The sequence below is a fragment of the Methylophilus luteus genome (genome assembly GCF_042676265.1).
Lineage (GTDB): Bacteria > Pseudomonadota > Gammaproteobacteria > Burkholderiales > Methylophilaceae > Methylophilus > Methylophilus luteus.
Map to the genome: position 1 here is coordinate 654,003 of NZ_JBHTKB010000001.1, position 16,864 is coordinate 670,866.

At 53.1% G+C, this 16,864-nt stretch carries 20 protein-coding genes; 10 read left to right on the plus strand and 10 right to left on the minus strand.

Annotated features, from left to right (window positions below; translation table 11 throughout):
* Window positions 1-5 precede the first annotated feature (5 nt).
* From pyrF to ACFQ1Z_RS02890, 5 genes are all read left to right on the plus strand, one after another.
* Window positions 6-881, plus strand: a complete 876-nt coding sequence (gene pyrF, locus ACFQ1Z_RS02870; RefSeq protein WP_379057155.1) for an orotidine-5'-phosphate decarboxylase — start codon at window positions 6-8, stop codon at window positions 879-881.
* Entirely contained in the window at window positions 865-1,674 is an 810-nt protein-coding gene (locus tag ACFQ1Z_RS02875; protein ID WP_379055457.1) for a class I SAM-dependent methyltransferase, read from the plus strand. The genes pyrF and ACFQ1Z_RS02875 overlap by 17 nt, the downstream gene beginning before the upstream one ends.
* 254 nt (window positions 1,675-1,928) lie before the next feature.
* Window positions 1,929-2,990 (plus strand): LLM class flavin-dependent oxidoreductase, encoded by a 1,062-nt coding sequence (locus ACFQ1Z_RS02880; RefSeq protein ID WP_379055459.1) that lies wholly within the window; start codon window positions 1,929-1,931, stop codon window positions 2,988-2,990.
* Window positions 2,991-3,008: 18 nt separating this feature from the next.
* On the plus strand, window positions 3,009-4,169 hold the full coding sequence (locus ACFQ1Z_RS02885) for an LLM class flavin-dependent oxidoreductase (protein ID WP_379055461.1): 1,161 nt from the start codon (window positions 3,009-3,011) through the stop codon (window positions 4,167-4,169).
* Window positions 4,170-4,419: 250 nt separating this feature from the next.
* On the plus strand, window positions 4,420-5,316 hold the full coding sequence (locus tag ACFQ1Z_RS02890; RefSeq protein ID WP_379055463.1) for a dienelactone hydrolase family protein: 897 nt from the start codon (window positions 4,420-4,422) through the stop codon (window positions 5,314-5,316).
* Window positions 5,317-5,364: 48 nt separating this feature from the next.
* On the opposite strand, the gene ACFQ1Z_RS02895 is transcribed toward ACFQ1Z_RS02890, so the two are convergent.
* The 3 genes from ACFQ1Z_RS02895 to ACFQ1Z_RS02905 form a co-directional block, all read right to left on the minus strand.
* The gene (locus ACFQ1Z_RS02895) at window positions 5,365-5,772 is read right to left on the minus strand and encodes a DoxX family protein (protein ID WP_379055465.1); all 408 of its coding nucleotides are present in this window, start codon (window positions 5,770-5,772) and stop codon (window positions 5,365-5,367) included.
* A 79-nt stretch (window positions 5,773-5,851) separates the two neighbouring features.
* Window positions 5,852-6,358 carry a DUF1993 domain-containing protein gene (locus tag ACFQ1Z_RS02900; protein WP_379055467.1) on the minus strand — a complete coding sequence of 169 codons (507 nt, stop codon included), beginning with the start codon at window positions 6,356-6,358 and terminating at the stop codon, window positions 5,852-5,854.
* 50 nt (window positions 6,359-6,408) lie between these two features.
* Window positions 6,409-8,166, minus strand: coding sequence for an ABC transporter ATP-binding protein (locus ACFQ1Z_RS02905; RefSeq protein WP_379055469.1), 1,758 nt, complete (start codon window positions 8,164-8,166; stop codon window positions 6,409-6,411).
* A gap of 100 nt (window positions 8,167-8,266) precedes the next feature.
* Here ACFQ1Z_RS02905 and ACFQ1Z_RS02910 point away from each other — a divergent pair, with 100 nt between their 5' ends.
* A complete protein-coding gene (locus ACFQ1Z_RS02910) occupies window positions 8,267-8,461 on the plus strand; it encodes a hypothetical protein (protein ID WP_379055471.1) in 195 nt (64 codons plus the stop codon).
* A gap of 3 nt (window positions 8,462-8,464) precedes the next feature.
* On the opposite strand, the gene ACFQ1Z_RS02915 is transcribed toward ACFQ1Z_RS02910, so the two are convergent.
* Window positions 8,465-8,932: a MarR family winged helix-turn-helix transcriptional regulator gene (locus ACFQ1Z_RS02915; RefSeq protein ID WP_379055473.1), complete on the minus strand. Its 468-nt coding sequence runs from the start codon at window positions 8,930-8,932 to the stop codon at window positions 8,465-8,467.
* A 42-nt stretch (window positions 8,933-8,974) separates the two neighbouring features.
* Between ACFQ1Z_RS02915 and ACFQ1Z_RS02920 the strand changes: the two genes are divergently transcribed.
* Window positions 8,975-9,694 (plus strand): siderophore-interacting protein, encoded by a 720-nt coding sequence (locus ACFQ1Z_RS02920; protein WP_379055475.1) that lies wholly within the window; start codon window positions 8,975-8,977, stop codon window positions 9,692-9,694.
* Window positions 9,695-9,767: 73 nt separating this feature from the next.
* On the opposite strand, the gene ACFQ1Z_RS02925 is transcribed toward ACFQ1Z_RS02920, so the two are convergent.
* The gene (locus tag ACFQ1Z_RS02925; RefSeq protein ID WP_379055477.1) at window positions 9,768-10,448 is read right to left on the minus strand and encodes a hypothetical protein; all 681 of its coding nucleotides are present in this window, start codon (window positions 10,446-10,448) and stop codon (window positions 9,768-9,770) included.
* Between the two features lie 397 nt (window positions 10,449-10,845).
* Here ACFQ1Z_RS02925 and ACFQ1Z_RS02930 point away from each other — a divergent pair, with 397 nt between their 5' ends.
* Window positions 10,846-11,322, plus strand: coding sequence for a hypothetical protein (locus tag ACFQ1Z_RS02930; protein ID WP_379055479.1), 477 nt, complete (start codon window positions 10,846-10,848; stop codon window positions 11,320-11,322).
* A gap of 48 nt (window positions 11,323-11,370) precedes the next feature.
* Here ACFQ1Z_RS02930 and ACFQ1Z_RS02935 read toward each other — a convergent pair whose 3' ends face one another.
* The 5 genes from ACFQ1Z_RS02935 to ACFQ1Z_RS02955 all read right to left on the minus strand — a co-directional run bounded on the left by ACFQ1Z_RS02935 (window position 11,371) and on the right by ACFQ1Z_RS02955 (window position 14,624).
* On the minus strand, window positions 11,371-11,838 hold the full coding sequence (locus ACFQ1Z_RS02935; RefSeq protein WP_379055481.1) for a hypothetical protein: 468 nt from the start codon (window positions 11,836-11,838) through the stop codon (window positions 11,371-11,373).
* Between the two features lie 26 nt (window positions 11,839-11,864).
* The gene (locus ACFQ1Z_RS02940) at window positions 11,865-12,263 is read right to left on the minus strand and encodes a hypothetical protein (protein ID WP_379055483.1); all 399 of its coding nucleotides are present in this window, start codon (window positions 12,261-12,263) and stop codon (window positions 11,865-11,867) included.
* Between the two features lie 163 nt (window positions 12,264-12,426).
* On the minus strand, window positions 12,427-13,185 hold the full coding sequence (locus tag ACFQ1Z_RS02945; RefSeq protein WP_379055484.1) for an alpha/beta hydrolase: 759 nt from the start codon (window positions 13,183-13,185) through the stop codon (window positions 12,427-12,429).
* 19 nt (window positions 13,186-13,204) lie between these two features.
* Window positions 13,205-13,840: a glutathione binding-like protein gene (locus tag ACFQ1Z_RS02950; RefSeq protein ID WP_379055486.1), complete on the minus strand. Its 636-nt coding sequence runs from the start codon at window positions 13,838-13,840 to the stop codon at window positions 13,205-13,207.
* Between the two features lie 34 nt (window positions 13,841-13,874).
* A complete protein-coding gene (locus tag ACFQ1Z_RS02955; RefSeq protein ID WP_379055488.1) occupies window positions 13,875-14,624 on the minus strand; it encodes a glucose 1-dehydrogenase in 750 nt (249 codons plus the stop codon).
* Between the two features lie 138 nt (window positions 14,625-14,762).
* Here ACFQ1Z_RS02955 and ACFQ1Z_RS02960 point away from each other — a divergent pair, with 138 nt between their 5' ends.
* Both ACFQ1Z_RS02960 and ACFQ1Z_RS02965 read left to right on the plus strand, forming a co-directional pair.
* The gene (locus tag ACFQ1Z_RS02960) at window positions 14,763-15,683 is read left to right on the plus strand and encodes a LysR family transcriptional regulator (protein ID WP_379055490.1); all 921 of its coding nucleotides are present in this window, start codon (window positions 14,763-14,765) and stop codon (window positions 15,681-15,683) included.
* Window positions 15,684-15,842: 159 nt separating this feature from the next.
* Window positions 15,843-16,646, plus strand: coding sequence for a MipA/OmpV family protein (locus ACFQ1Z_RS02965; RefSeq protein ID WP_379055492.1), 804 nt, complete (start codon window positions 15,843-15,845; stop codon window positions 16,644-16,646).
* Window positions 16,647-16,864 lie beyond the last annotated feature (218 nt).

The following is a 16,864-nucleotide window of genomic DNA, read 5'->3' on the forward strand; positions in this document are numbered from 1 at the left end:
CCGTGATGAGTTTTATCCAGCAACTGCAGGCGGCCTGGCAAAGCAGCGACTCTTTGCTTTGCATAGGCCTGGACCCTGACCTGGAGCGCTTTCCGCAGGCGGTGGCGTCAGGGAATGACAGCATCTTCAGTTTTAACCGGGCTATCATCGACGCCACTCACGATCTGGTATGTGCCTACAAGCCGCAGATCGCTTATTTTTCTGCGCTTGGCGCTGAGCGGCAGCTGGAGCAAACCATCACCTATATTAAATCTACTTATCCGCATATCCCGGTCATCCTCGATGCCAAACGCGGCGACATCGGTAGCACGGCGGTGCAGTATGCCAGAGAGGCTTTTGTCCGTTACCAGGTGGATGCCGTCACAGTGAACCCCTATATGGGCTTTGATTCAGTGCAGCCGTTCCTGGAGTATCAGGATAAGGGCGTGATCATACTGTGCAAGACCTCCAATAGCGGGGCGGCGCAATTGCAGGAGGTCGAGCTGCAGGCACAAGCGCAGGAGGTCCAAGCGCAGCAATCTGGCCAGAAGGGCGAGCCAGTGTATGAATATATTGCGCGACTGGTGGCTGAAAAGTGGAATTTTAATCACAATTGCCTGCTGGTGATGGGCGCGACCTGGCCGCAGCAGGTGGCCAGGGTACGCAGCATAGTCGGCGATATGCCTTTTCTGGTGCCTGGTGCCGGGGCGCAGGGCGGGGATATCGCCAGTATCGTGCAGGCTGGTCAAACCGCACAGGGTAACGGGCTTATCATCAGTGCCTCGAGGAGTATTTTGTATGCCAGCGCCAAACACGATTTTGCCGAAGCAGCGAGAACGCAGGCTGCAGCCTTAAAAAATGCGATCAATCAACACAGAACCAAGCATGCAGCCGCTTTATGACAAGATAGGCGCTAGCTACAGCCGCACGCGTTGTGCGGATGCGGCTATCACCGCCACACTGGCGGAGTTGCTGGCCGTGCATGCAGAGGGCAACTACCTGGACCTGGCCTGCGGCAGCGGCAATTACACGCTGGCGCTGGCCGCCCTGGCAGGCACCTGGCATGGCGTGGATCTCTCGGAAACCATGATACGGCAGGCCAGGGTGCAACGTCCCTGGCACAAGCATGCGCAGGATGCCAGCGTGTACTGGCAACTTGGCACAGTCAATGCGCTGCCGTACAAGAATGCTTTTTTTGATGGCGTGCTGTGCACACTGTCTATCCATCACTTTTCCAATCTGCACAGGGCTTTCAGAGAAGCCTATCGCGTCATGCGGCAAGGGCGCATTGTGTTGTTTACGGCTTTTCCCAAGCAAATGCGCGGCTACTGGCTGTGCCATTACTTTCCGCAGATGATGAAGCGCGCCATCGCGCAGATGCCGACCGAAGCCAGGGTCACGGCTGCATTACAGTCTGCAGGTTTTGAGATTGAGCGCATCGTGCCATTTTGTGTGAACAATAGCCTGACAGACCTGTTCCTCTATTCAGGCAAAGCGCGGCCAGAACAATACCTGGACCCCGAAGTGCGCGCCAATATCTCCAGTTTCAGTGAGTTATGCAGCAGCAAAGAGCTAGCCAGCGGCTTGCAACGTCTGCAGCAGGATATCGCTAGCGGTGCCTTTGCGCAGGTGGCCGAGAGCTACCGCATAGGGCAGGGCGATTATGCCTATGTGGTGGCACGTAAGTCGCTGTAGCTGCAGTTCACACCCCCAGCCTAAAGTTGCCTGACCAACACCTTTGATGGTGCTGTTGTTGCTCAGGCAACACCTGGGTCGCCGTATTCATTATTCCGCTAATTAATATTTAAAATATCCCTTTAAATACATTGGGTTATTTTATAGTCTTCAAGTGATAGCTTGCTGTTGATGTTGGCACGGAAACTGCAATGTAAGCCTTAGCCCGTAATTGAAAAGCACAGATCTGTGTTGACATCATGAAGGAGAAAACAATGGCGAATCAATTTTATTGGCAGCTTCCTACCTCTGGCGATGCACGCTATGGCGATGCCACCAAACAGCGTCGCGGTGAAGCTTCTGACCCGCATTACCCGGTATTCGGCAGTGGCGTGACCGATCCGCGCAAAAACGCATTCAACTATTACGACTATATCCACCAGGTCACCAAAGCGGCAGATATCTCTGGCTTTACCGGTGTATTTATTCCGGATGATCCTGATGGCGAAGAGCCATGGATAGTCGCCGGTTATATCGCGAGAAGCACACAGCGCCTGCGCCTGCTGACGCAGTTTGATGCTTCGCGTGGCTCTGCCGTCTATGCCGCCAAAAATGCAGTGAGTTTTCAGCGTTATACCGGTGGCCGCTTTGCCTGGCACATTACCGAAGGCAGCAGCGACGAGCATACGCGTAAACAGCTGGGCGACTTTGTGCCTAAAGAGGATATCCTGGCGCGTATCGATGAATTCATCACCGTCGCCAAAGGCGTACTCACCACTTACCCGTTTAACTTTGTCGGCCGCTTTTTTGAGGTGCAGGATGGTGGCTTTCAGGGTCCGCTCTCCAAGCGTGATGTGCCACGCGTTTACCTGGGCGGCAACGCGCCTGAACAGCTGGCGCTTTCAGCCAAACATGCCGATGTGCATGTGTTGCAAGCCGCCGATCATTCGCAGATAGAGCAGCAGATCGCGCAATACCGGCAAGCCGGCACGGGTGACACCGAATTCGCATTGCGCATCGATGTACTGGCGCGTGAAACACGCGAAGAAGCGCTGGCTGATGCCAAACGCTTTATCAGCCAGACCGATGGCGCGACCCCTGAAGATGAGTCTGCCGTGCTGTGGCCAGGTTTTGCCGAGAGCTTCACCGGTGCCAGGGCTTCTTTGATCGGCAGTTATGACGAAGTGGCGGTGGCACTGGCCGCTTATGCCAACCTGGGCGTGACGCAATTCGTATTGGCCGCCGTGCCGCATTTTGAAGAAGCCTACCGCGTGGGCAGCTATGTGTTGCCATTGGTACGACAGTTAACCGATCCGGCACAAAAGCAGGCTGCCTAGGATTATTGAGGAGATAAAATGACAATAGATGTTTTCTGGAGAATTCCAACCCACGGCGAACCCACATCACACCGTGCCCGTTCACCTTTCCGTGGCGACTGGTTCCCCGGTAATGATAACCAGACCCTTAGCGGTTTAAGCGGCGGTGGCGATGATGGCTTCACCTATATCGATTACCTGGCAGAGATTGCGCGCGCCGCAGAGATCTCCGGTTTTCAGGGTGGGCTGATCCCTTCTTTCCCTAATACCGACGAGCCGTGGGTGATTTCAGCCTTTTTGGCGCGCGAGACCAAGAACTTCCGCTTTATGATCCCGTTCCAGCCTGGTTTTCTCAACCCGGTGACAGCTGCGCGCATGACCGCCAGCCTGCAACGTGCCACAGGTGGCCGTGCGCTGTATAACGTGATCACCGGTGGCGGTGGCCCATCACAATTGTGGTGGGGTGACCCGGTCAAACACGACGACCGCTATGGCCGTACCACTGAGTTCCTCGATGTGCTGAAAGGCATCTGGGCAGGTGGCCCGTTCTCTTACAATGGCCAGTTCTACCAGGTGGAAGATGCCGGCCTGCCAGACCCGCTGTCAAAAGAAGAATATCCCGAGATCTACTTCTCAGGCTCTTCCGACGCGGCGCTGGCTTCGGCTTCCAAACATGCGGATTACTACCTGACCTGGCTGGAACCATTTGAGCAGATCAAAGAAAAATTCGCACGCGTCAAAGAACGTACTGATGGTCTAGGCCGCAAGATCAAGTGCTCTATCCGGGTAGACATCGTGGCCCGGCCAACGGAAGAAGAAGCCTGGCGTGAAGTCAGCCGTGGCTTTGATAATATCCCGCGCGAAGTGCTGGAGCGCTACAAAGCGCAAAACGCCGGTGATTCAGTCGGTGCCAGCCGCCAGCGCGGCCTGAGACCGCAAACCATCAACAGCTACAAAGACTTTATTCTGGCACCTAACATCTGGACCGGTTTCAGCCTGTTGCGCGGCGGCCAGACCTTAGGCATCGTCGGCAGCTACGAAAACGTGGCCGCCAGGCTCGATGAACTGGTGCAACTGGGTACGGATGCCTTTATCCTGGCCAGCACGCCACACCTGGAAGAAGCTTACCGCGTGGGTGAAGAAGTCCTGCCACTGGTACGCGGCAAGACCGGTGCGGGTAATTTACGCGCGGTCGCCTAGATTAAATCATAGTTCCCGGCCCTCATGAAACCTTGCTTCATGAGGGTTTTTTATTGCCTTGACGCAAACGCAATGAGTCAGGCAGGCAGCTGTATGCTTTAACAATCATTAAAACGATGGCTGACTGCAGTGGTCTATGCATACACATTCCGTTGTATCCGCCCTAGGCGTGATTGACGATCCAGGCATGGAGCTAAGCCTGACAAAGCGTTTGCTGCAGGCGGCACTTTCAACATCATGGAGCATTCAAATGGCTAATAGTCTCAAATACACAGCAAACGATTTTCACCCTGAAGTGCTGCGCCTGTTCGACAAGCTGGTGCACGGCGATATTGACAGACGCGAATTCATAGCCAAAGCCACCAGGTTTGCCGGTGCATTTACCGCAGTCGGGTTGCTGGATGCACTGAACCCGAAATTCGCACATGCGCAGAAAGTTGCCAGCCAGGATGTCAGGCTGCAATCGCATTATGTGGAGATAGCTTCTCCCAAAGGCTATGGAAAGGCTAGAGGCTACCTGGTCAAGCCAGCCGAGATCAAAGGCACGCTGCCGGTGGTGCTGGTCATACACGAAAACCGTGGTCTGAATCCGCATATTGAAGATATCGCGCGCCGCATCGCACTGGAAAACTTTATCGTGTTTGCGCCTGATGCTTTATTCCCGCTAGGTGGTTACCCCGGCGATGAAGATGCAGCGCGTGAGCTGTTCAAACAGCTGGAACAGCCCAAAGCGCATGAGGACTTTGTCGCTGCTTTCCACTGGCTGCAACAGCTGCCTGAAGGGAATGGTAAGGTCGGCGTGATCGGTTTTTGCTATGGCGGCGGCATTTCAAACCTGCTGGCGACACGCCTGCCTGAGCTGGGGGCTGCCGTGCCTTTTTATGGCAGTGCGCCACCATTGGAGCTGGTGCCCAACATCAAGTCGCCGCTGTTGATCCATTTTGCCGAAAATGACGAAAGGGTGAACGCCAGCTGGCCGCCTTATGAACAGGCCTTAAAGGCAGCCAAGATCCCCTATGAAACGCATATCTATCCAGGCACCCAGCATGGCTTTAATAATGACACCACACCGCGCTTTGATGAAGCCGCGGCAGCACTGGCCTGGCAACGCAGCATCGCATTTTTTAATGCACATTTGAGAAAGTGAAGGTCGCGCTTTCGATTGCCAGTGACGATACACTGGGTCAGACTTACCCTATAGACGTTTCTGCGGTTTTGTAGACCACCAGATGCAGGCTAATAGCGCCAACTGTAGCGGTAAGCGCAGGGTGAGCGCCCAGTAAGGGACTTCTGGAAACAGGTGGGGGTTTTGCCACATGAAGATATTGGCAGGCGTTACTGCTATGGTGAGCAATATCAGCCCCCAGCCAGCGATACGCCGGGTAGGGGTGAATAAAATGCCTAGCGCACCTAGCAGCTCGAATGCTCCGCTCACCAGCACCAGCAGCCTTGGTTCAGGTAGTGAGGGCGGTACTATCTTCATTTCGAGGTCAGTGAACACAAAATGGGCGATGCCGCCAACAAAGAACCATATAAAAACCACAGCCAGGCCTAAGGTTCTTGCAAGACCGGGCTTGTTGCTGCCTGCTTTTTCCATGTTCATGGCGGATGTGTCACAAGTGGGAATGTCAATTTGTGACACGGCAGGCGCGTTTTAGTGCGCGCCTGCCTGGTTAGTGGCATCAAGCTCTACCCAGAAAATCCTGTTTGCCCACATCTACGCCTATATGCCTTAACACCGCATAAGCCGTGGTCAGGTGGAAATAGAAGTTAGGCAGGATGTTGTTGAGCAAATGCGTCTGACCTTGTACCACTCTGACCTCAGTGCCGCGCGGGATGGAGATCTCGCGTTGTTCCTGGCCGTCGATCTGGTTGGCTTGCAGGCCGGTCAGGAAATCGATTGAGGCTTTGATCAGGGCTTGATAGTCGGCGATGGTGGTTAACGGAAGATCAAAGACAGGCGGTGGCAGCCCGGCCAGTCTGGCGGAGTAGCTGGTGGCGTGATCGGCGACGCGTTGCAGCTGACGGCCGAAGGTGAACATATTGGGGTAGAGGCGGGTTTCGAGTAACACGCTTTGTTCTATCTTTTTCTCGGCGGCAAAAGCGCTGGCTTTGTCGAGGATTTGGAATAAGTTGCCCAGGAACTTAATAAACACCGGCACGGATACTTGGTAAAGAGAAATGCTCATATTGAAATCACCATTCACAGTTAAAGTTAAGATTTAAATTGAAATCTGGCCTAGGCGACTGCCAGATGGCCTTTGGATTGCAGGGAAAATAGCCGGGCATAGAGGCCGTGTGCGGCCAGCAGTTCATCATGCGCGCCGCGCTCTATCACGTGCCCGTATTGCAGCACCAGGATGATATCTGCGTTCATCACGGTGCTGAGTCTATGTGCAATGATCACTGAGCTACGGCCTGAAACCAGTTGTTCCAGCCCTTGCTGTACCAGGTGCTCGGATTCGGAATCCAGCGCGCTGGTCGCTTCATCGAGTATGATCAGTTGCGGGTCTTTGAGTATGGCGCGGGCGATGGCGACGCGTTGTTTTTCGCCGCCAGAGAGCTTAATGCCGCGCTCGCCGACCAGGGTTTCGTATTGCTGGTCCAGGTTCAGGATGAACTCATCTGCATGTGCCGCCTTGGCTGCGGCGATGACTTCATCTGTGGTTGCGCTGGGCCGGGCAAAGGCGATGTTCTCGCCTATGCTGTCGTTGAACAGGGCGACATCCTGCAGCACCACCCCCATCACGGCGCGTATGCTGCGTTGCTGGTAATCCCTGAGGTCTATGCCGTTGATCAGTATGCGGCCTGCGCTAGGGTCATAAAAGCGCATCAGCAGTTTGACGATGGTGGTTTTGCCGCTGCCACTGGTGCCGACCAGCGCCAGCGTTTGCCCGGCCGTGATATGGAAAGAAACGTCCTGCAGCGCGCTGATCTCTTTGCCCGGGTAACGGAAAGTGACATTGTCAAAGGTGATGGTTTCCAGCTGTCTGAGCACGATGGCGTCTGCTTTGTCGTGATGTTCCGCTTCTACGTCCAGCAGTTCTATCAGGCGTTCTGCGCTGCTCTCTATCTCGCTGGCCTGGTTCACCTGTCTGGCGATAGGGGCGATGGTGCTGATCAGGTTCTGGCTCAGGGTCAGCACCAGCAGAATGTCGCCTGTGGTGTACGCGCCTTTAAGGGCACCATGCACGGTGAGGGCGACGGCTGCGAATACGCCAAAAGTATTGACCACATTCAGGACCTGTTCAGACTTCCACTGTGTTTTGTGCAGGTTGTCGCGCACTATGCGCCACTCGGCCTGTGTCGTGTCATAGCGCTGTTTTACCGCTGGCTCGCCACCAAAACTTCTCACCGTGGCGATATTGCCTACCATTTCTGCCAGCAAGCCTGTCATTCTGCCCGCCAGTGCCTGCCAGCCGCGACGGTATTTGTGGGTCCAGCCTACTGTGCGGTATGAGACCCAGAAGTTGATGCCCAGCACTACGGTCATGATCAGGCCTATCACCGGCGCTTTGATCAAAAGCACAGTCAGGATAAACAGCATCTGCAAGATACCGGACAAGGTGCCCTCAGTCAGCGATGATAACCACATGGTGATACTGGTGATGGTGCCAAACCTGTCCATGATCTCGCCGACGCGGGTCTTCTCGAAATAGTCGATAGACTTTTGCGTCATATTGTCGAACACGCGCTGGCGGAAAGTGCTGACGGTGTCCAGCCACAAGTCATCCGCCTGCTTGTTTTGAATGGCGCCAAAGATCACCACACCAAGGCGCAAGGCGAAAAATATGCCTAGTAAAACCGTGACACTCCAGGTGGCTTGTGCCTGCGTGATGGCGCCGGAAAACATGCGCGAGATGACATCTACGATGAATTTGTAGATATAAGGCGTGGCGGTATTGATGAACCCGAGCGCTGTGCCTACCAGAATGACACCAACGACTTTCCCTTTATATTCGGGAATAAACTGAATGGCGCGCCATACGTTTTTCATAATGATCTCTTTCAAACTGCTTTAATGAAAAGGGTTGTCCCTAATCCAACCGTAAGCCATATCAAACTTCGTGCCATGTTTTTTTCTGAATGAAATCAGCATGGCTATGTTTTACGGCGGGGGCAAAATGTTGCTGCTTGAACACTGGTTGATTTTCAGCTGTTGCTTTTGCAGCAGTGCGCCAGAAAATATTTGTTCTGCAAAAAGGCTTAATGACTGGCTGACAGCAGGGAGGAATATGCCTGCGGCAGGTTTGCAACCGCAGGCTATAAAGGCAGTAGAAGAGGGAGGTTGAGCGCTAGCTGATGGCGATATTACTTTTGATCCTGGCCAGCAGCGTCAGCAGCGTTTGATACTCTTCTTCCGTCAAACCTTTTACCGCTAGTTCAGACAATTCCCTTTCTGCGGCCTTCAGGCTTTCAAATACCTTGCTGCCTGCAGGCGTCAGCTTGAGTCTGCTGATGCGTTTGTCCGATGCATCCGCCTGGGCATCCAGCAATCCCTTGCTGCGTACTTCAGTGATCAACCTGGCGATCTGCGCTTTGTCCTTGCCTGTATACGACACCATATCGCTGAGGGTGGCATTAGGGTGACGGGCGAAAAATCCCAGTACCTTGTGTTGCATATGTGTCAGGTCCACGCCGCTTTCCTGGATCAAACGATACTGGCGTGCGCGGAAGTGATGCATCAGGCGATGGATGGTTTCAAACACCTGGTGCTTATCATCCGGATTATTGTTGACTTTGTCTACTATTTTATTCATCATAGTTGATATTATCAACCAAATAATTGCAAATGGAAACTTAAGATGAAAGAACGTAATTTTTCAAGAGTCCGCTATGAGCTGCAACAAAGACCGGTAGTCGTTTCGCGCGTAGAGCAAACCAGTGAGGGCTTTATCAACATTGTGTTCAGCGGTCCCTTGCTGGCACAGTTCAACAGCTTGTCGTTTGATGACCATATCAAATTCATCTTTACTAACGCGGCTGGTGAAACGGTCAGGCGCGATTACACGCCGCGCAGTTTTGATACGGCGAGACAAGAGTTAACGATAGCGTTTGCATTGCATGCGCATGGGGATGCTTCGGGTTGGGCTAGAAATGCCAGGCCAGGCGATAGCGCAGTGATCGCCGGACCTAAAGGCTCTATGGTCATCCCTGACGATTTTGATTGGTATCTGCTGATCGCCGACAGTTCAAGTTTGCCGGCACTGGCGCGCAGGCTGGCCGAACTGCCTGCAGATGCCACAGTGATCGCATTGATCCAAGTCGAATATGACAGCGACCGCAGACAGCTTGAAACTACCGCTAATCAGCAGATCAGCTGGGGGCAGACACATCAGGAGATACTGGGGCAGCTAGAGACGTTGGTGCTGCCTGCCGGTGAAGGGTTCAGCTGGGTGGCTGGCGAACATGCGTTTGCTTTACAGGCCAGGGAGATGCTGTTGGAAAAAGGTCAGCCGCAAGCGCTGATGAAAGCCGCCGCTTACTGGAAAAAAGGCGCGGCAGACTTTCACGAAAAGATCTAGTTTAAAGGACGTAGCGGACAGTGTTTGCAACACGCCCAAAAGCATGGTGCGAGTAGCGTGTATCAGGCTGTACTCAGGAGTCGTAAGGTGCGGAATCGTTTAACTTATTCAGTTCGTTGATGTTTTCTGCGGTGTGGCATTCCAGTATTTCCACATCCTTTTCCTTAAAGTTCAGCTTCTCTACGGTATTGATATTGCTGGCGAATTTGTTGTGCAGCTCGCCACATTTGTGCGTTCTTTTGTTCACAAAAGTCAGGTATTCTTTTTTCCTGGCATCGACGATGGCGGGTGGGGCAGAGCCATCATTGATCAGCTTGGTGAAAGTACCACGCAAGCGCAGTTCAGACAGGCTCCAGATATTGAACACCAGGATATTTCTCGAAGGCTCTTTTTGCAGCGTATGCTCAGTTTCCGCTCTGGGGTTGTTTTCCGGGGTGGCCTCTGCATTGCTGGCCGGGCTGCCGGCGGCTAATTCTGCAGGTCTGGAATGCTCGACCACAGGGCTAGCGGCTTCTGGCTTTTTACGTGGTTTGGCCGGCGTTTTTAATTCGCTTTTAGCCGGTTCTGGCTGTGCCACTGGTTCGGGCGTAGTGTCTTGTGGTTCTAGTGCGGCAATTTCTGGTGTAGTAACGGTTTGTACCCGTACTTCCTGACTGGCTAACGGTGAGCTAGTCACATCCTCTTTTGCGATCAGGGTGATCAGTATGATCACGATCAGGCCGATCAGAACGATATTCAGTTTGCCGATTTCCATCAAACCTTTTTGAAAAAAAGCCGGCTTCAGCATAGCGCTGTTAACGTTAGCTTGCGCGGTTTTATTTCGCGTGACACAGGTTTTTTCGGGGTGATGCGTGCTACTCATTCATTTATCTCAATAAATTGGGATGCTGCCAATTGCGTTCAGTCGCCCACAATGCCTTAAAAGTCGACATGACTCAAGTATTTTACCGCTTGTCAGGACTTGTAAGCTGGCTTGCCAGTTGGAAAAATCATCACTGCAGATACAATTTGATAGTGTTTATTGTAAACTCATGTTAGAAAATTGAAGCCGCAAATAAGCATGGTAAAAATGCTTTGCGCTACTCAATTGCACTACTTACTAGCACTACTTAATTGCGCTAGAGTACAACAAAAATAAAAAAGGTTTAATCATGGCATTTTCTTCAGGTCTGCTACCGCAGCGCTTAACGCTGTATGCTTTATGCACACTTCTGGCTACTCCCGGTTTAGCTGGCGCTGCCAGTGATAGCGCCCGTGTGATCACCACCCAGCCTGAGAAGGCTGCCAGCAGGCCTGCAACCAGCGGCAAAGCAGCGCCAGACAAAGCGAATGTGGTGGCCTTGATCAATCTGGAAGAAGTGCTGCCGGATTGTCAGCAGCAGGTGGCTAAAGTCAAAATCAAAAGCGTGCAACGCAGCGAGAGTGGCATCACCACCGAGAGCATCACTTTCAGCGTGTCCAATGGCAATATCACACTGCCCACGCACATGGGGGATAACCCGGTATTAACGCTGGATGATCTGCAGGATGCGACCAGGTTCATCAAGGTCGGCAATAGCTACTTTATCCATTTCCAGACCTGCGAGCATACGCAAGAGCGCAGCCTGATCAACATTTACGCTTTATAGGTCGGCATGCACGCATCCGGGTTTAACCGGCCTGGAGCAAAAAACAGATTATTTGTTGGATAGCAGCAGTTCGACACCACTGGCTTCAGCCAGGCGGACCACGGAAACATGCTCGCGCTCAAAAGCGCTAATCAATTCTTTGAGGGTAGTATTAGGCAGATTGCTCTCAACATTAAATGCCAGGAACTCAAGGTCGGCCAACACCCCGAGCACGACCAGGGAATGACGCTCCTTGAAGTTGATGCGGTCTATAAAGATAGCCTGGATATTTTTGACAGAGTGACAAGCGCGGCCTACGGCTGAGATCAGGTCCCAGCCTACTTCACGGATAGCAACATCGTAATTGGCACCATCGGCGATCGCTTGTGTTTCGGCGTGATCGGTAAATAAATAATCGACACTGCGGAATTTACTGGAGAATGCGACATGCGGGGTGGGATTGACTTCGCCCGCCAGCGGGCTCTGGGTCAGCAACAGACCGCTCACCATTAAAACGATAGTAGCCAGCCTTTGCACCAGGGTAGCCTCAGCGGGATCGGGCGTTAGGCAAAAACGTGGTTGCCTTTAATGGTCAGCTTGGGCTGTTGTATGACTTGCTCACTGGTAGGCGTAGGCAAGTGATGAGAGTCCTCACGCAGGACAGCATCAATATAGAAACTCTTTTCGCTTCTTTTGATCGATTTTTTAACTTGCTGAAAATGGCTGCGGTCAGCAGTATAGCTGTTAGCGGCAATCACAGTTGTGTGTGAATCATTTAACATGGCGGTCGCGGTCTGCATGCCAGTGTTGATGGAACTACCGATGGAAATGATCGTCACAATAGAACCTATAGACATGATCACTACGGCAGCGGCAACTGCACCGGCAGTAATGGCGGCCAGGGATATCGCACTGGTAGCCTGTGGGCGCTCTTTGGCGTTAGCTGCGCTTAATTGAGTCATGGTTAGTCCTCCCTCGTTTTGCATTGCTGGTAATGTTTTTTAGTAGGCTCAATCATGCTGTCTTCTCATTCTCATCTCCATACAACATTTTCTGAATCTCTTGTAGGAATATTCGTACAAGGTGCAGCTGGATAAATTGCGTTTTTACTGCTTCATCAGTGATTTAATCAGCCATAAAATGCCTGATCAGCTGGCAGACACTGGCAAAAGACGGGTGCTGGTCAGCGCTCAACTGAGGGGCGCTATCCTGCAGCCGTTGCACTTGCACCGGCACTCCTGCCAGTAACAGCTTGGCGGCATAAGCTTCGGCCTCATCGCGCAGCGGATGCTGATGGCTGGTGATGACCAGGGCAGGCGCCAGCCCGGCCAGCCGGCATGAGTTGACCGGCGAGGCATATGGATGCGTGGCATTACTGTGGCTATGGATATAATCGGCCCAGGCGCGCCTGCATGGTGTATCGCTGCTCGCACCCATGGATTTCGAGGTTTGCAGGGCATCGAGCATGGGGTTGATCAGTATCTGCCCTGACAGCTGCAGGCTGGGTATTCCGCGGTCACGAAACAGCATGGCCAGTACCGCAGCCAGGTTGCCACCGGCCTGTTCGCCCGCAACAAATACCTTTTTCGCATCAACCCCCAGCTGTTGTGCATGCTGGCCTAACCAGGCCAGGCATTCGTAAGCGACCTCTATGGTGTCTGGGAAATGCATGCACGGCGCCAGTGGATAATCCACACAGACGACCACAGCCTGCCCACTAAGTGCATTCGCCATTGCATAAGCGTCTTCAACCTTGCCACAGTTGAATAGCCCGCCGTGAAAGTAGATCAGCACCGGCTGGCGGCGCTTGCCTTCACGTTTGCCAAAAACCTGCAGCGCGATAGCCTGCCGGGTTTTTGAATATTCAAAGCTGGTACTCCACATGGCGTTCAGTAGGCAAGCATCAAAGCTTGGGGATAGCCATACCACGCTGCACGGCCGGCCGCGCACCGACTTGCTGTAACCAGCGCTGGATGGCAGGCTTAGCCGCTAAGCTGTCCTTAAGCACTTGTTTGAGATAGGCGGTCGCCGCGAGCACCCAGGGGTAACAAGCCATATCGGCAATGCTGTATTCGTCGCCCGCGACATAGGCATGCGCCTGCAACTGGTTTTCCAGCACGTTCAGCAGGCGATCGGCCTCTTCACTAAAACGGCTAATGGCTAGCGCTGATTTTTCCTCGCTCCTAACCGCGAAAAAACCCAATTGACCTAACATAGGCCCCAGGCTGCTGGTTTGCCAGTGCAGCCAGGCCAGCGCGTTGTAACGTGCCTGGCCGTGGGCAGCTAAAAACTGCCCGCTCTTATCCGCCAGGTAAGTCAGGATGGCACCACTTTCAAAAATAGTGATGGGTGCACCTTCAGATCCGCTATCGACGATGGCCGGGATCTTGTTGTTGGGCGAAATCGCCGTGTACGAAGCAGAGAATTGTGCCAGCTGGCCCAGATCAACCGGGCTCACCGTATAGTCCACGCCTAACTCCTCCAGCATGATGGAGATCTTTCGACCATTGGGTGTCGCCCATGTATATAAGTTGATCATGATGCTTGCTTTCTATAGGGGTTGTGGATGGTGATTAACGTAAGCCGCCGCCAGCCAGCAATTGCTCGCCAGTCAGCCAGTAAGCGTCATCCGACGCCAGGAAAGCGGCGATAGAGGCGATATCATTCGGCTGGCCGCTGCGGCCTAGCGGCGTTTGTGCCACATAGCCGGTTTCAGCTTCTGAGCCTATGACGCCTGCGGTATGCGTACCTTCTGTTTCAACCAGGCCAGGGTTCAATGCGTTGACGCGTATCTTGCGTGGCCCAAGTTCTCGCGCCAGCACGCCGGTGATGGCATCCACCGCGCCTTTGGTCGCGGTATAGACTACAGCGCCAGGAGGCGTGAGGCGGCTGATGACCGAGCCTATATTAATGATGCTGGCGCCTTCACCCAAATGTTTCACTGCCGCCTGGGTAGTCAACAACAAGCCCAGCACATTGATATCGAATTGCTTGTGGAAATGTTCAGGGGTGATTTCTTCAATACTGCCAAACTCATAGATACCGGAGTTGTTTACCAGGATATCCAGCTTGCCATAGTGGCTGATGGCCGTTTCTATAATGGCTTGCGCTTCGCTGGCTACACTCACATTGCCTGCGACCGCAACCGCTTTGCCGCCAGCGGCAACGATTTCGGCGACGACTTTATCCGCGCCTTGTTTGCTGGATAAATAATTGACGACCACAGCCGCGCCATCCCTGGCAAAGCGTTTCGCGATCTCTGCGCCTATGCCTTTGGATGCGCCGGTGACTACAGCGACTTTACCGTTTAATTTTGTGCTCATGTGAATCTCCTAAATAAGAATAATGGAAGTTGTTTAAATCTGATGAGCACTATAAATAAATAAAAAATTCAGATAAATAGCCTAAATATGTAATCACTGTGCTAATTTATTGCACAATAAAACCATATAGGCCTGATCATGGACCGTTTTGACACCATGCTGGCGTTCACGCGGGTAGTAGAGCTGGAAAGCTTTACCAAAGCTGCGCTGTCATTAAACCTGCCCAAGACTACGGTTTCGGCACAAGTGCTGGCGCTGGAAAAACGCCTGCGCGTCAAACTGCTGCACAGAACCACCAGGCGTATCAGTGTGACCACCGATGGCGCGGCTTATTACGAGCGGGCCATCAGGTTGCTGAACGAGCTGGAAGAAACAGAAGCCGCCTTGAACCAGGCGACCGTGAATGTAAAAGGGCGCTTGCGGGTAGACGTGCCGGCACCTCTGGGCAGGCTGGTCATCATTCCGGCACTGCCGGACTTTTTTAAGCGCTATCCCGATATCCAGCTGGAGATAGGCTGCGACGACAGGCCTATAGACCTGCTGGAAGAGGGCGTTGATTGTGTGATACGCATAGGTAATCCCGTGGATTCTACCCTGGTCGCCAGGCGTGTGGGCACCATGCAGTTCATGCTAGTGGCCTCGCCTGCATACCTTGAAACATATGGCCGGCCAGCCAGCCCTGACGATCTGCCACATCACCAGGGCGTGCATTTCTTTTCTTCCAAAACCGGCAAGGTATATCCTTTTTTGCTGACCCAGGAAGGCGTCAAACTTGAAGTCGCCACCACGCGCCAGCTGGCGATCAATAATGGCGATGCCATGGTGTCTGCCTGCCTGGCCGGCCTGGGCATCTGCCAGCTACCCAGCTTTATGGTGCAGGCGCTGTTAGCCAGTGGTGAGATGGAGAGCGTGCTGACCGATTTTGGCGCTGAGGGTTTTCCCATGAACGCGCTCTACCCGCAAAACCGCCATCTTTCATCCAAAGTGCGCGCATTTATCGAGTGGGTCGCCGAGCTGTTTTCTGTTTGCCCGTTGCTGCAAGCCATCAGGCCCGCCTGATGTGTGGTATATTTTTTTCCATTCAAAGCAACTTCCTGATCGCAAAAGCGTCATCTGCTTAGTCTATGCTGCAATCTATTAATTGCAGATGGCCAGGCCGCAGCAGCGATCACCCGCAAAACAGTCAACAATCAATAAAGAGCAAAAAAGGCATTCAACATGTTAGGCAAAAAATCGATATTTTCTCTCTCAACCACGCTGGGTATTTGCGGTGCGCTGTTTATCAACCCCTGTGCCATGGCCGAGAGCAAGATAGACCGGCAGACAGAAACCGCCATGCCACGGCAGAAAAACATGTACGGCATAGGCGTAGGGGTGATCCCGAAAACCTCTGGCTCCAAAGACCAGCGTATGCTGATACTGCCGGTGATCAACGCCAATTATGGCGAACGGTTTTATATCAATGGCTTGCAGGCAGGTGTCTGGTTGCTGGAGTCGGATGATAAACGTATACGCCTGGGCCTGTCGGCCGATGCCAGATTTGGCTGGGATGCCAGTGACAGCAGCCGTACCAAAGGCATGCACGATAGAGACTTTTCAGTAGATGTAGGCCCGGTGTTGCGCTGGCAGACCGATCTGGGCACCATTAATGCACAATGGGGCTTCGATGCCGGCGGCGCCAGCAACGGCCAGAATGTACAACTGCAATTTATCCGCAGCCTTTACCGTTCAGAGCGCTTCCGCGTCAATGGTCTGGTGGGTGTGCAGTGGAATAACCGCAAATTCAACGATTATTACTTTGGTGTAGATGCCGATGAAGTCAGGCCAGACCGCCCCGCCTATCAGGCCAAAGCCGGTACCCAGCTGCAGCTTGGCATCAATGGCATTTACAGTGTCAGCGCAGATCAGGCGGTATTTTTCGGCTTGATCGCCAATCGTTTGGGCAACCAGCAAGCCGATAGCCCCATCGTGGAGACACGCTTTCAACCTCTGGGTTACGTAGGCTATTCCATAGGTTTTTAAAAGCGCAGCCCAGCATAGTGTTTCAAAGATAGCCCGCCGGGTGATGACGTAACTGTCGCCATCACCCGGCGGGCTTTTTTATGTGCGGCGAGCTATGCGATCAGCCATGTTATGGCTGCCGTGACTGCCCTGGGCTGGTTTCATTGTTGCTGGCGGCATTCTATGGAATAATCAAACGCAGCACTGGCGCCAGCGCCAGCAACTATTCATTGCCCGGG